Origin of the sequence: Anoxybacillus sp. J5B_2022 (genome assembly GCF_026847645.1) — a bacterium.
In the GTDB taxonomy this organism is placed as follows: domain Bacteria; phylum Bacillota; class Bacilli; order Bacillales; family Anoxybacillaceae; genus Anoxybacteroides.
This window is the reverse complement of the sequence record NZ_JAPSMC010000071.1, coordinates 1-13,426: the sequence shown is the minus strand read 5'-3', so window position 1 is coordinate 13,426 and position 13,426 is coordinate 1. Positions and strand designations below refer to the sequence as shown.

The following is a 13,426-nucleotide window of genomic DNA, read 5'->3' as shown; positions in this document are numbered from 1 at the left end:
AATAGTTTATTTTTCAAAAAAAATACAAAATTTAAGAGGTGCTGTAAAAAACTTTAAAGACGTACCCCGATTTTTGTCGATTTTACGCGATGAATGATAAGAATGGGATCCAAAGGCCAACTATGGGAAAGCGAAGGTGATTGATTCGTTTGGGCGCGAAGACGAGGTGGATCGCGCTGTCTTGAAGCGTCTGGCCAAAAGCATTCCGCGATTCCTTTCTCCTGACTCGTGAATCGCGGCCGACAGCAAGAGACGAAGGCGAGCGTCTCTTGCTTGGACATTTTTCTTACAAAAACGGAGACCTTGATCAACGAACCGAACTGACGTCCAAACAAGCGCAACTCTTTGCGGCTCTAGGGCTGGAACTTCCTCCGAAGATCCTAGGCATCCATCCTTGCACCTAGATACACGCCCGAAGTGTGCCCAAATGCCTCCTATCCTTTTTGTATCAAAGGGCGAGAGGCATTTTGTTTGCCTAGTAACTGTCGAACTCGGGTTCATTATTCTTCATAAAAAGAAAAAACCTTTCGATACTAAAAAAGGGCATCCCTTCGACAGAGGAACACCCTTTTCTCCCTTACTTCACATCATATCCTTGCTCTTCAATCGCTTCTTTCAGTTTTTCTACGCTTACTTTTGTTTCATCATAATCTACATCGACTGTACCTTCTTGCAAATGTACTTCGACGCGGCTGACGCCATCCAACGCTTGAAGGGCATTGGTCACCGCCGCTTTGCAATGTCCGCATGTCATTCCTTGTACTTGTAATGTAATCGTCATCATCCATTCCTCCTAAAATGTTTATATTTTCACGCGTTTCAAACGAAGCGCGTTTGTCACAACGGATACAGAGCTAAATGCCATCGCTGCCCCAGCGATCCATGGTTCCAACAGTCCAGCAGCGGCTACAGGAATGCCAACTGTATTATAGAACAAAGCCCAGAACAGATTTTGCCGAATGTTTTTCATTGTTTTGCGGCTTAACTCAATCGCTTTCGGAATATGGGCTAAATCCCCACCGACCAAGGTAACATCGGCCGTTTCGATGGCAACATCCGCTCCTGTGCCAATCGCCATACCAATATCCGCTTTGGCAAGAGCTGGGGCGTCATTTATTCCATCGCCAACCATCGCCACACGTTTTCCTTGTTTTTGCAATTCCTCGACAATTTTTGCTTTGTCTTCCGGAAGCACCTCTGCATAGACATGATCAATGTTCACTTGGTTTGCGATCGCTTCTGCTGTCCGTTTATTGTCTCCTGTTACCATGTACACTTCGATACCCATTTGTTTTAATGTTGCAATCGCCTCTTTTGAGCTTTCTTTTACCGTATCCGCGACGGCAATGATGCCGGCAAGTTGCCCATCGATGGCAACGAGCATGACTGTTTTCCCTTGTTTTTCAAGCTCTACCATTTTATCTTCATGCACAGAAATCTCTACAGAGCGCTCCTTCATCAATTTTCGCGTTCCAATAAGGATGCTTTTTCCGTCAATGACAGCTTCAATTCCGTGGCCTGTAATGGCAGAGAAATGCTCCAATGGCTTCATCGAAATCGCTTGTTTCTTCCCGTATTCGACAATCGCATGAGCCAACGGATGTTCCGAAGCGCTCTCGGCCGAAACGGCATAGTCGAGCATGTTTTCTTGGAATTGTAACACATCTGTCACTTCTGGTTTTCCTTTTGTCACTGTTCCTGTTTTATCGAGTAATACGGCATTGATTTTATGCGTTCCCTCTAGGTACTCACCTCCTTTAAAAAGAATGCCATGTTCTGCTCCTTTCCCTGTTCCGACCATAATCGATGTCGGCGTGGCAAGACCGAGCGCACAAGGACACGCAATGACGAGAACGGCGATGGCCACCTCAAGCGCTTTTGCCAAATCACCCGGCGCAACAAAGAAGTACCATATAATGAATGCAACGACAGCAATTCCCACAACAATCGGTACGAAAATACCGGAAATGACATCCGCCATCCGCTGAATCGGAGCTTTCGAACCTTGCGCCTCTTCGACGATTTTAATGATATTGGCAAGTGCTGTATCTTTTCCTACTTTTTCTGCGCGAATGGTCAGTACACCATTTGTATTAATGGTTGCCCCGATCACATAGTCGCCTTCCTTCTTATCAACCGGAATCGATTCACCGGTAATCATCGATTCGTCTACGGAGGATGCTCCGGCGATGACAGTACCGTCTACCGGGATTTTTTCTCCTGGCTTGACAAGAATCGTATCGCCGATCACCACTTCCTCGAGCGGAACCTTTCTTTCCTCCCCATTACGGATAACAGTCGCTTCCTTTGCCTGCAGGCTCAACAACTTAGAGATAGCTTCTGTTGTTCGCCCTTTCGCAAGAGCCTCAAAGTATTTTCCGACAAGCACAAGCGTAATCAAGACGGCACTCGTTTCAAAATATAATCTTGGCATATATTCAGGATTCCCAAGCGTCCGAAAAGCTTCATACAAGCTGTAAAAGTACGCGGCTGATGTTCCAAGCGCCACGAGGACGTCCATGTTAGCGCTCTTGTTTCGTAACGCCCGGTACGCCCCGACATAGAAAGGACCGCCGATGTAGAACTGAACGGGTGTAGCTAAAAGAAGCTGGAACCACGGATTCATTAACAGATGCGGCATCGGCAAGCCGATATCAAACGGCATATGGGCAAGCATCGTATAAAGCAGCGGCAACGATAAGATGATGGAAATGGCGAGTTGCCGTTGTTTTTGTTTAAGCCGCTCTTCTTTCCGGCCAGCATCGTCTTGTTCTTCGTTTCGAATTTGCCCTTTGTACCCAAGCTTTTTGATTTTCTCTAAAATGTCTTCGACAGATGTAACGCCTTCCTTGTATTCGACAACCGCACTGTTTGTCGCCAAGTTTACAGTAGCGCTTGTCACACCTTCCATCCGATTTAACCCTTTTTCAATCCGTGTCGCACATGCCGCACATGTCATGCCTTCAATATCAAGCGTCACCTTTTCTGTCGCAACGCCATACCCCAAATTCTCAATTTTTGTTTCGATATCGGCGATCATTTGCTTCGATGGATCATATTTAATCGTTGCTTTTTCCATTGCCAAATTGACATTGGCTTCTACTCCATCCATCTTATTTAATACTTTCTCAATCCGATTAGCACACGCGGCACATGTCATGCCGGTCACTCTAAGTGTCACATGCTTTTGTTCACTCATAATGCTTCCCACTCCTTTCACTTTGAGAACTGTTTAATGACATCCATTAATTCGCGAATGGATTCTTCTCCGCTTCCTTCGCGGATCGCTTTCGACACACAATGGCTGACATGGCGTTCTAACAAATTCAATCCGACTTTATTTAACGCGGCCGTAATCGCAGAAATTTGCACTAAAATATCGATGCAATACCGATTGTCTTCGACCATTTTTTGCACCCCGCGCACTTGTCCTTCAATGCGCTTCAAGCGCTTGATAATGCTTTCGATTTCCTGTTCCGTTCGTGGAACCATTTTTTTATCCATATTATGATCTTCATAATGGTTCATCAAACATCACTCCTTGAATTACATTATACCGGTAATGGGTATAAATCGCAACTAGGATATCTCACAAATCATGTTCGCCAACAATCCATAATAAACACTAAGTAGGGAAAATCCCATTTTCCACAAAAAATTCACAATTTTATTTTACAGTATCGTTATTAAGATTGAAGAGAGAGGATCGATCAATATGAACGATATCAATGTATTTCTAGCTTTCGGAGCGGGATTACTGTCTTTTATATCCCCTTGTTGTTTACCACTATATCCAGCTTTTTTATCTTACATTACTGGAGTATCCGTTGATGAAATAAAGAAAGAGAATGGGATGCTTCAAAAACGCGCAATACTTCATACATTCTTTTTCTTGCTCGGTTTTTCCGTCATCTTCATCGCTATTGGTTTTGGTACTTCTGTAATAGGAAAATTATTCGTTAATTACCAAGATTTAATCAGACAAATTAGCGCCTTGTTCATTATCTTTTTTGGTCTCGTCATTTTAGGTGTATTTTCACCTTCCTTTATGATGAAAGATAAACGGTTAGTTTTCCGCAACAAGCCTTCCGGTTATTTTGGCTCTATTTTAATCGGCATAGGATTCGCAGCGGGCTGGACTCCCTGCACAGGTCCAATTCTTGTATCAGTGATCGCGTTAGCCGCTACCAAACCGAGTGCAGCCATGTTGTACATGTTCGCATATGTATTAGGGTTTGCTGTACCTTTCTTCATTATGTCATTTTTTATCAGCAAGTTGAATTGGATAAAAAGATACAACGCTGTCATCGTCAAAGTCGGAGGAGTTCTTATGATTATCATGGGAATTCTGCTGTTTTTTGATTGGATGACAAAGATCATTATCTTTTTTACAGGTTTGTTTGGTGGGTTCACAGGTTTTTAATATACTCCCGAAATCCCCCCTTGAGTGAATAGCAACAATTCTTGTTACTGTCCACTCAGGAGGGATCATTATTTAGTTTTTATTGAATATTCGAGATCATGCGATCCATCGTTTCATAAGACATAGGACCTATATACTTATCTCTAATAACCCCGTTTTTATCGATGATATACGAAGTGGGGATCGTTATTGCACCGTATAGATTTCCAATTTCCCCTTGCTCATCAAGCACAACTTTAAATGTCACTCCCTTATTTTTCACAAAATCGTTCACCGCATCAGGACCTCGTTCGCTATTCGTTAAGTTGACTGCTAAAATTTCTACATTGTTATTTTTATTGTTTTCGTAGAACTTTTGCATTTCTGGCATTTCAGCTCTACAAGGCGGACACCAAGTAGCCCAAAAATTCAATATCACCGTTTTTCCACGCAAATCAGACAATTTTATTTTATCCCCTGTAATTGAAAGTAATTCAAAATCCGGGGCAACTTCTCCTTTATTCGTGCCGATTTTTCCCGAATCCAATGAAGTAGACACGACCGGCTTTGGTTTGATCTTTCCTTCTTCCTGTTGATTGTTAAAAATAGAAGCTACAGCAATACTTACCATCATCACACCTAAAGCGAGTTGGGTCATTGCGTTTCTCCGCCCCTTGTTCTCGTCCCCAAGAGCTGCTTCTCTTTCTCGCCTCTCTAACCAATATGAAATACATATAAAAACGATAACGAGAGAGCCATACAACCACACTTCTTTTGATATGATTCCTGTATTTACAAAATATTTTTTATACAGGGCTAGTTCGAATTGGATGAGATGGAACCATATAAGAAGGTGCAATAAAGTTTTTTGAGTTTTGACTCGTGATGCTACTATAAAAAAACAAATCGCTACTATTGCTTGCAAAATGATGAAATAATTTTCTGAATTTTCCATTACCCGGATCCATGCAAAAGTACTAAAATAGCCAAAATATACTGGAACCATTGCCCGCGTATAAGAAGCCACAGGAATATTCTGCTTTTTTACGTATAACCAAGTATAGATGGTGATAAAAACAATCGCCATACTAATGCCAACATATCCCCCGTTAAAATAAAGGATTGTCATCGGATTTTGTAAAACTGAATTCGGATGTAAAACGACATAACTAAATTTCCAAATGAGTACACCGTTAATAAAACTGTTCAAAATTAAATCCATGATGTTTCGTTCTATTTTTAATATCTTAATGCCATAATAAAACATAACATAGCTAGCCAGTAAGCCGCTTACGAGCAAAAGATTTTCGCCTTGAACTACAATATTGCCGAATTGCAATTACGCATCCCTCCAAAATTTTATGTAGTTGGCTTATTATAAATAAAAAATATGAATTTATTATGGAGATAAAAAGAAGTTGTTGACAATGCAATCAACAACTTCCTTCATCTATGAAATGAAAAAAAGGGGGAGCAATAGTAAATCGCATCTCCTGTATAATATAACGACTACAATTTTTTGGATAACTGTTCAAATTCATCTAAAGTGATCTCTCCTTTGGCTAATCGTATTTTCAATATTTCTATCGGAGAGAGTTCTTCTTTACGATCATTGATAAAACGATGTAAGAGATAAAAACCAACGGCGATTAATACAACCCAGAATAACATGATCCCAACCATCATAAAAGAACCTCCAAACATTCCCATTGAGTTTCCCTCCTTTTCCTAACTTTAAAACCAATAAGTGATCGTATCTAATATACCAAGTAAAACCATCACGATTCCGGCTGCTTTTTGAACAATCCCCCCTACCTGCCTTCCTTTTTTCATCAGAGTGCCGCTAAATCCTAAGTACCAAAGGACAAAGATAAAGAAAATAACAGGTACAGAAGTTCCAACGGCAAAGATGCTCGGTAATAGCACCCCATAAGACGTTGAATAGACGAGAGGCATGAGAGTGACAAAAAACAGCATAAACATCGTTGGACAAAAAGCTAATGAAAAGCCAAATCCCATGAAAAACGAACCGATTTTTCCTTTTCGCCATCTCTCAGGCACTTTGAACAAGGTAACGTTCCAATACATTTTAAAAAGCCCTAACAAATATAAGCCTACAAGAATGAGAATGGGACCAACGAGCTTTCTTAACCACGGAAAATACAATGTTAGCGTACTTTGAATCTCTCTCCCCATGAGCCAGACAATCAAGCCTAAACCGGAAAAAGCAACGATTTTACCGAAAATAAATAAAAGCAACTCTTTCCAAGCCATTCCTTTTTGCAAAGACTGATTACTGTATAATGTGATCGCTCCTAAATTACCAGTGAGTTGACACGGAGCCATCGCTCCCACGATGCCAAGAAGAAAGGCTGACAAAATAGGAATCGCTGTCATGCTATTTGCCATATTAAGAAACGGTTGACTTAGAAGGTTACTGATTTGACTCAAGAACGAATACACCCTTCTTCTCACCTTCTTCTTTATCTGATGTTTATATTGTAGCAGTGAATTTTGCAGAAATTGTGGAGCGATATATTTTTCAGTAAGCAAAAAGACATGCACCCGCATGTCTTTTTATATTTTCCCTTTCGATGCTAGTTTTGTCCAGCTTGCACCGTTATTTTTTGTCATGAAAATATCCCCGTTCATCGTCGCAATCACTATTTCGTTGTCATTTGTTGGATTAGAGGTGATATACATAATATAATCTTTTTTATCCAATGCAGGAACAGAAAGAACTTCCTCTTGTTTTGTGTCTAATGATTGTTTGATTAGGATAGGTTTATCGTTCTCTACAGCTGCAAATACAATGAATTTTTCTTGGAACGCAAACGTCGTCGTATTGATTTTTCGAGTAAACCGTTCAAACGTATTCCCATTATCTCTCGAAACAAAAATTCCTTCCGATGTACTAATTCCAACCATATTTTCATCCGTTGGGTGGGCAGCAATCGTTCCCGCTGCAGTTTGCGGCAAGCCGTTCAATTGACTTGGCGACCACGTTTTGCCGTCGTCTTTACTGTAAAATACCCCTTGTCCGAGCGTTTTATTTTCTTCTTGGTTCACAACATAAATGGTATGGCTTTTATAGCCAACGGTCATATAATGAAAATCAGATTCTTTATAAAATCCTAAATTCATCAATGTTTGTCCATTATCAAAACTTTTCACGAGACCAAGTGGATTTCCTAAAGATGAACCTTCTTCCGGATGCCCTGATGAATAAAAGCCGTCGTCTGTAGCCGAAAAGCCCATATAATCATGCTTATTAGAAATCGCTTCATACCATTTATTATTTTGGTAAACGAATAAACCTTCATGTGTAGCAAAGTAAATCGCATTTTGGTTGCCTGCATAACCGATTCCATGTAAATGCTCGATCTTTCCTTCTTTTTTTTCTTGAAAGAAAGGATTATTGGTAACAGATACATTCGATTTTGCTTGTTCTTTGCTTGTAATAAAGGCCTGCTCTTTTTCGTTGGATGATGAACAAGCGCTTAGAAGAAGAATGGATGATGTAATGATGATTGCTTTCGTCATTTTTGTCATGGTCGACTCTCCTTTGTATAATGTAGATTTCGCACATTTTATAACAGATATTTGCAGAATGTATGGAATTGCAAACCCCTTTTTCATTCGTTTAAGCCTTTTTTCGAGTGATTTTCTTCCAAGTAAATATAAATAAAAAAACAGATAGAAGTGTCGATATCACTTTCCCTTGCCATGTCCAATTCATCACTTGATAAACCGAATATGCCTCTAACAAAAGTGCTGGCAGCTTTCCAAGCGAGCTGGCAATGATAAAGATCAGTAAGGAGGTGTGTCCGATCGCTGCCACAAACGTCACAAGTCCCGACGGAACAAAAGGAAGAAGACGCAAAGACAAAATAAGCGAAAAGGCTTCTACCCCTTCTGCCTCAAGCAAACGTTTCACTTTCGGATAGGAAAACCATTTCGTTTCCGAAAGTTTGTGAAATCCTTTTCGATATAAAACGAAAGAAACAATCGCCCCAACAGCTTCCCCTACAAACGATAAAAAGGTGCCTTTCCAAAAACCGAATACCGCCAAGTTAGCTGCAGTGAGAAATACGCTCGGTACAACGCCTAAAATACTGATCACAATATTGATCGCAATACTAATGAGATAAGCAACGCTTTCATATGTATGAAACAATGTTATGAGCTTCTCTTCCATTTCTTTTTACCTTATCCCCCCCATTTATATCCTACACCCCAAACGGTTTGCAAAAATTCATCGATTGGAAAACCAGCTTGGCGGAGCTTTTCCCGAATATTTTTCACATGCGAATCGATTGTCCGTTCTTCTGTATTGGCGTTATACCCCCATAATGTCACGATGAGTTGCCCTCGGCTAAATACCCTGTTTGGATTTTTGAGAAAAAGTCCTAAAATGGCAAACTCTTTTGGCGTGAGAAAAATATCGTGCCCAGCATATTGGACTTTATGCTGCGCTTCATCCCAAACTAAGCCGTTAAACTCCAGTTTCGCTTGTTTTCCTACAGAACGGCGCAATACCGCTTCGATCCGAGCGAGCAGCTCAGATTCGTCAAATGGTTTTGTAATATAATCATCTGCTCCGATTTTCAACCCTTGGACAACATCTGTCGTTTCTCCTCTTGCTGTTACCATAATAATTGGGACATTCGAAAACTCTCGTATTTGTTTGCACATTTCCCATCCGTCCATCTCTGGCATCATCACATCAAGCAAAACGAGATCCGCTTTATTGTTTTCCAAATAGCGGATCGCCGCTACCCCTGACTCGCATTTCACACAACGGTACCCTTTCGGTGCAAGATACAGCTCTAATAAATCTAACATTCGTTTTTCGTCATCAACCAATAAAACCGTGTACACCTTCATCCCCTCCTGGCAATGTAATGATCATGTTTGTCCCTTTTCCGAATTGGCTCGTTGCGTAAATCGAACCGCCGTGCGCTTCGACAATTTCTTTCACAATCGCCAATCCTAATCCCGTCCCTCCACTTGTTCTCGATCTTGACTTGTCGACCCGATAAAATCGTTCAAAAATATGCGGCAAATCTGCTTCAGGAATTCCTATTCCTTCGTCGGAAATCATGATCATCACGTTCTTTTTCTCCATTCTTACATCAATGGAAACGGTAGAACCTTGATGAGAATATTTTAACGCATTGTCTAAAAGGTTGATCATCACTTGTTCAAAACGCTGTCGATCAATATGGACAGTAATGTCTTCATCACAGCGGTAGACAAGCGACATATTTTTCGCCTGAAACGCGGGATACATTTTCACGTATATTTTTTTTAAAAAAAGGCACAGTGGAGTTGGCTCTTTCTCGATTTGAAACGAATGTTGATCCATTTTCGCAAGCTCAAACAAGTCTTTCACTAATTTTTGCATATGCTCTGCTTCCTCATAAATAATGGACAAATATTTTGCTCGTTCTTCCTCGGCGATGTTCGGTCTGCGCGCAATGTCCGCATATCCTTTGACATACGTCAACGGAGTACGAAGTTCATGAGAAATACTAGCGAGAAATTCGTTTCTTTCTTTTTTTAAGTATTCTAAATCCTTTGCCAATGTTTGAATCGCTTTTCCTAACTGTGCCAACTCATCTTCTCCTTTTACTTGCAGGCGGACAGAAAAGTCCCCCTTGCTCAGTTTTTCGGTCGCTTGTTTCATCCGAATGAGCGGAATGGTAATGATTCTTGATAAAAAAGCAATCGTCATAATGGTCAAAAAAACGGAAAGAATGCCCACGACTAGAAAATGATGTTTTAGCCTATCAATCATGTTTTGAATAGAATCCGTATTTTGAAACATATAGACATACCCTTTGATCTTGCCGTCAATCCGAATCGGGCTTACTGTCGAAATATACGACTCTCTTTGCCAATTTTTTTGCACAATCATTCCGCCATAGGGAATGTTTTTATTTGATTTTTTTATTACTCTTTTAGCAAATGGTAAAATATGATCTGAAAAATATAGTATCTTCCCCTTGTCATTGGTAATAACGACGTCGGTCTCCGCTTCCGACTCCATCATGGTGACATGTTCTAACGTAGAAGGGTGATAGCTTTTTTCCAATACATCACGGTGATTGTTCCCTCTCGCTAACAGCTGCTCAAATTCTTCATTAATTCTAGCGTTAACGAGTGTCACATATAACGACGCAAATAAAACCGTTTCGATTCCTAACACAAAGACAAAAAATAATAGCCCTAACTTAAACGAAATTTTTCGCACGTTTGTCCCTTCCTTATAAGAGCTCATTATTACTTTTATGTAGAGCGCTTTTTATTTTACGACATAAATTTGCAGAATCGATGGATTTTACAGTGAAAAATACACACGAATATTGCCTTGCAAATATCATACAACAATAGGCGGACGAAAAAAACACTGTAGTTTTAAGCCTACAGTGTTTCAATAACTGATCTTTACATCATATACTCCTTGTTTCATCATTTATTGATTCGTTTTGCTATTATTCATCATATGTTCCATCATTTGATCCATCATTTGATCCATATTTTTAGTATTTCGACACTGTTCATACATTTTTTGTAATTGTTCCTCTGAGAAGTTTGGATGCATTTGTTTCATCATTGGCAACATTTCTTTCCAATCTTTATTATCGTTTTTGCTTGCTGCAAAAACAGCTGTAGCTAATACAAAAGCTGAAACAAGTACGAGCAAACCTGAAATAAATTTTTTCATTTTTTCAACACCTCCATCCTTTTCTGGTTTTAGAATAAAGGAAAAGTATGGAGAAAGTGTTCATAAACATTTACAAATTTTTGTAACGAATTATCATTAGTAATTAGATATTTTCAAAAATCGATTAGAATTTCTAATGGCCTAATGGCTCTGTCATCATAATCATACTTTGTTGCTTACATGTTTCTTAAACAACATGAATCATTACAAATTAGCTTGTAGAAGTTGTATGTGATGATATGCGAATAATTCAAGAACCTTTGATGTTAGTTGAATGCCATATGTTTGCATCATCATATTAACACCACAAGTTTCAAAAATAAAAAAAACAGCTTGCTCGGCTTGCAAGCTGTTTTGCGTATATAGATTTACGTGCTTCTAATGCCCTGCATGTCCTTCTCCGGTTGCCGGAACAATTTCGAGCTTTTCGTCAATAATTCCTTGCGTTTGATAAGGGATGGAGCGGAATGTACCAGATAAAAATGCATGGTTATACGGTCCCTCTGTTGGATCATCCGTAAAAGTTGGTTTTAAACGAGCTAAAAATTCGTATACGTCCTTTGTTAATGTCCCATTCTCTAGCCATATTAAAGGTGCGTGTTTTCCTAGATGGGAAAACGGTGCAGCCGCAATCGCTAGTTCAGGGGTTTTCGTTGAAATAAATGATACGCCATGCCCCGGATTATTTAGCCCCCAGCCAAATTTTGTTTTTTCATCTTTATAAGTAGCAAAAGAAACGGATTGTTGCACCGGTGTATCGCCTGCGATTCGGACAACAGTGCCAAATGATTTTAGTTCGTTTTCCACTTCTTTAGAGATTACTGATTCGGGACCTAAAAGATATATATTTGCTTTTCCTTTTCTTTGCTGTAACGCCTCTTTTGTTGGCTGTGGAATTTCATTCGAAGAGACGTACAGTAACGGTTCTTCCATGTGGGCAATCCAATTGGCAGCTATAAGAGTGTACAATTTTGCCTTATCTTCCAAAGAACCAATAATCACACTTTGTGGAGTCTTGCCGGCAATGTCGCTGTAAAATTGGTCAATTTCTTTCGCAAACGCAGCTGGATCTGTTTCACTAATTTGTTTCATCTTAAAATTCTTTAATTTATCTAGTTCGCTTTTCTTGAGATTTCCCATCACTGTGATTTGCGTACCGTCAGCTGTGCCTAAAGGTTGAAGACGGTTTATTTCCTTTAAGACGGCATCCGGTATTTTTTGATCTTTTGTAAATAAAACAGGACCGTTGTTCGGATGATGAATTAAGTCTACACTTGCCAATGCGATTTGCCAACTTTCAACGGGCACTAAAATAATTCCGCCGGGCTGGTTTTCTTTATGAGTGGCAGGCCAAACCGTTTGTGAAACCATGACGGATAACTCAATAGGATCATCTGTGTTGATACGGGTAACGTTTTTCGTCGCTGTTATCATGATGTTTTGGTTCGCTAAACGGTTGAAAGAACTCGGTGGCTTCGCGAACTCCATTTCATTTGTTTTGTTATCTTTGTCTTTATCATTGGCGGACATATCCATATTTGCACCATCCATTTTTTTTACCCCCTGATTCATCTGATTATGGTCATTGTTTTGATTGTTACATCCAGTAATGATAAAGACAGGTAGCATAGCTACTAGGGCTCCCCTACGTAATTTACTGATCATGTGTAATCCTCCTTGAAAGAATCTTTTCTTTATTGTATTTATCCCCATTTGTTATTACTTTTAAACTTTTCCCAAATTCCATAAAAAAAAAGCCTAATAAAAGGCTTTTTATCAAAAAACAATGTGATTTTCACTTTATTTTATTTACACTCATTGATGCAGGATATCAATCTTTTTTCAATATCCTCGGCTAAGTGTTCCAATTGTTCATTATTCATCATGCTGATCAACATGGTTGGTTTTGGCATCCCAATTTTTGTCGTTTCATTTTCTTTATACACCACGATTTTGCATGGCAAAAAATAACCTGCCAATAAATTTTCAGAAAGTACACGCGCTGCCTCTTGAGGATTGCATACTTCCAAAATCACAAACGGTATTTGAAAATCGAACCCTTTTTCTTGAAGCTTTTCCGTGACGCTAAATTTCCACAAAACTCCGAATCCTTCTCTTTTTAAACTCTCCTCCAATATTTCCATCGTTTCATTCATTTCCCTTTGTACTTCAACCGTATAATGAAACACTTTCATCAACCACCTTTCTCCAACATATTTTTGTATGCTATTCCACTTAGTTGTATGTAAAACTTAATAATAATATAACATAAAAGCCAAGTGTGTACTAAAAGC

Annotated in this window: 14 protein-coding genes and 1 pseudogene; 2 read left to right on the top strand and 13 right to left on the bottom strand. The window is 39.6% G+C overall.

Features of this window, described 5'->3' with window-relative positions; all coding sequences use genetic code 11:
• Nucleotides 1–224: 224 nt before the first annotated feature.
• Nucleotides 225–404, top strand: a pseudogene (locus tag M4I42_RS17115) (IS1634 family transposase); the annotation flags it as partial.
• A gap of 173 nt (nucleotides 405–577) precedes the next feature.
• On the opposite strand, the gene copZ reads toward M4I42_RS17115, so the two are convergent.
• Genes copZ through M4I42_RS14775 form a run of 3 tightly spaced genes read right to left on the bottom strand, consistent with a single transcriptional unit; the run spans nucleotide 578 to nucleotide 3,528 of the window.
• Nucleotides 578–781 (bottom strand): copper chaperone CopZ, encoded by a 204-nt coding sequence (copZ, locus tag M4I42_RS14785; protein ID WP_268852855.1) that lies wholly within the window; start codon nucleotides 779–781, stop codon nucleotides 578–580.
• A gap of 21 nt (nucleotides 782–802) precedes the next feature.
• A complete protein-coding gene (locus M4I42_RS14780; protein ID WP_268852854.1) occupies nucleotides 803–3,199 on the bottom strand; it encodes a heavy metal translocating P-type ATPase in 2,397 nt (798 codons plus the stop codon).
• 17 nt (nucleotides 3,200–3,216) lie between these two features.
• Nucleotides 3,217–3,528 (bottom strand): metal-sensing transcriptional repressor, encoded by a 312-nt coding sequence (locus tag M4I42_RS14775; RefSeq protein WP_011230402.1) that lies wholly within the window; start codon nucleotides 3,526–3,528, stop codon nucleotides 3,217–3,219.
• Nucleotides 3,529–3,715: 187 nt separating this feature from the next.
• On the opposite strand from M4I42_RS14775, the gene M4I42_RS14770 reads away from it, so the two are divergent.
• Nucleotides 3,716–4,423, top strand: a complete 708-nt coding sequence (locus M4I42_RS14770) for a cytochrome c biogenesis protein CcdA (protein WP_268852853.1) — start codon at nucleotides 3,716–3,718, stop codon at nucleotides 4,421–4,423.
• Nucleotides 4,424–4,502: 79 nt separating this feature from the next.
• Here M4I42_RS14770 and M4I42_RS14765 read toward each other — a convergent pair whose 3' ends face one another.
• From M4I42_RS14765 to M4I42_RS14720, 10 genes are all read right to left on the bottom strand, one after another.
• Entirely contained in the window at nucleotides 4,503–5,741 is a 1,239-nt protein-coding gene (locus M4I42_RS14765; protein ID WP_268852852.1) for a TlpA disulfide reductase family protein, read from the bottom strand.
• A 170-nt stretch (nucleotides 5,742–5,911) separates the two neighbouring features.
• The gene (locus M4I42_RS14760) at nucleotides 5,912–6,112 is read right to left on the bottom strand and encodes an SHOCT domain-containing protein (protein ID WP_268852851.1); all 201 of its coding nucleotides are present in this window, start codon (nucleotides 6,110–6,112) and stop codon (nucleotides 5,912–5,914) included.
• Between the two features lie 24 nt (nucleotides 6,113–6,136).
• Nucleotides 6,137–6,865: an urease accessory protein UreH domain-containing protein gene (locus M4I42_RS14755; RefSeq protein WP_268852850.1), complete on the bottom strand. Its 729-nt coding sequence runs from the start codon at nucleotides 6,863–6,865 to the stop codon at nucleotides 6,137–6,139.
• Between the two features lie 114 nt (nucleotides 6,866–6,979).
• On the bottom strand, nucleotides 6,980–7,954 hold the full coding sequence (locus M4I42_RS14750) for a F510_1955 family glycosylhydrolase (protein ID WP_268852849.1): 975 nt from the start codon (nucleotides 7,952–7,954) through the stop codon (nucleotides 6,980–6,982).
• A 91-nt stretch (nucleotides 7,955–8,045) separates the two neighbouring features.
• The gene (locus M4I42_RS14745; RefSeq protein WP_047817977.1) at nucleotides 8,046–8,600 is read right to left on the bottom strand and encodes a TVP38/TMEM64 family protein; all 555 of its coding nucleotides are present in this window, start codon (nucleotides 8,598–8,600) and stop codon (nucleotides 8,046–8,048) included.
• 11 nt (nucleotides 8,601–8,611) lie between these two features.
• Nucleotides 8,612–9,283, bottom strand: a complete 672-nt coding sequence (locus M4I42_RS14740; RefSeq protein WP_268852848.1) for a response regulator transcription factor — start codon at nucleotides 9,281–9,283, stop codon at nucleotides 8,612–8,614.
• Nucleotides 9,261–10,658: a sensor histidine kinase gene (locus tag M4I42_RS14735; protein ID WP_268852847.1), complete on the bottom strand. Its 1,398-nt coding sequence runs from the start codon at nucleotides 10,656–10,658 to the stop codon at nucleotides 9,261–9,263. Before M4I42_RS14735 ends, M4I42_RS14740 begins: the two co-directional genes overlap by 23 nt.
• 222 nt (nucleotides 10,659–10,880) lie before the next feature.
• Complete coding sequence (locus tag M4I42_RS14730; RefSeq protein ID WP_268852846.1) at nucleotides 10,881–11,132, bottom strand: hypothetical protein; 252 nt, start codon at nucleotides 11,130–11,132, stop codon at nucleotides 10,881–10,883.
• Nucleotides 11,133–11,510: 378 nt separating this feature from the next.
• Complete coding sequence (locus tag M4I42_RS14725) at nucleotides 11,511–12,794, bottom strand: cell wall-binding repeat-containing protein (protein WP_442864117.1); 1,284 nt, start codon at nucleotides 12,792–12,794, stop codon at nucleotides 11,511–11,513.
• Nucleotides 12,795–12,937: 143 nt separating this feature from the next.
• Nucleotides 12,938–13,321: a DUF302 domain-containing protein gene (locus tag M4I42_RS14720; RefSeq protein ID WP_268852856.1), complete on the bottom strand. Its 384-nt coding sequence runs from the start codon at nucleotides 13,319–13,321 to the stop codon at nucleotides 12,938–12,940.
• Nucleotides 13,322–13,426: the final 105 nt, after the last annotated feature.

Coding starts and splice junctions, on each gene's coding strand:
- copZ (WP_268852855.1), bottom strand. CDS start 781: ATGACGATTACATTACAAGTACAAGGAATGACATGCGGACATTGCAAA.
- M4I42_RS14780 (WP_268852854.1), bottom strand. CDS start 3,199: ATGAGTGAACAAAAGCATGTGACACTTAGAGTGACCGGCATGACATGT.
- M4I42_RS14775 (WP_011230402.1), bottom strand. CDS start 3,528: ATGAACCATTATGAAGATCATAATATGGATAAAAAAATGGTTCCACGA.
- M4I42_RS14770 (WP_268852853.1), top strand. CDS start 3,716: ATGAACGATATCAATGTATTTCTAGCTTTCGGAGCGGGATTACTGTCT.
- M4I42_RS14760 (WP_268852851.1), bottom strand. CDS start 6,112: ATGGGAATGTTTGGAGGTTCTTTTATGATGGTTGGGATCATGTTATTC.
- M4I42_RS14750 (WP_268852849.1), bottom strand. CDS start 7,954: ATGACAAAAATGACGAAAGCAATCATCATTACATCATCCATTCTTCTT.
- M4I42_RS14745 (WP_047817977.1), bottom strand. CDS start 8,600: ATGGAAGAGAAGCTCATAACATTGTTTCATACATATGAAAGCGTTGCT.
- M4I42_RS14730 (WP_268852846.1), bottom strand. CDS start 11,132: ATGAAAAAATTTATTTCAGGTTTGCTCGTACTTGTTTCAGCTTTTGTA.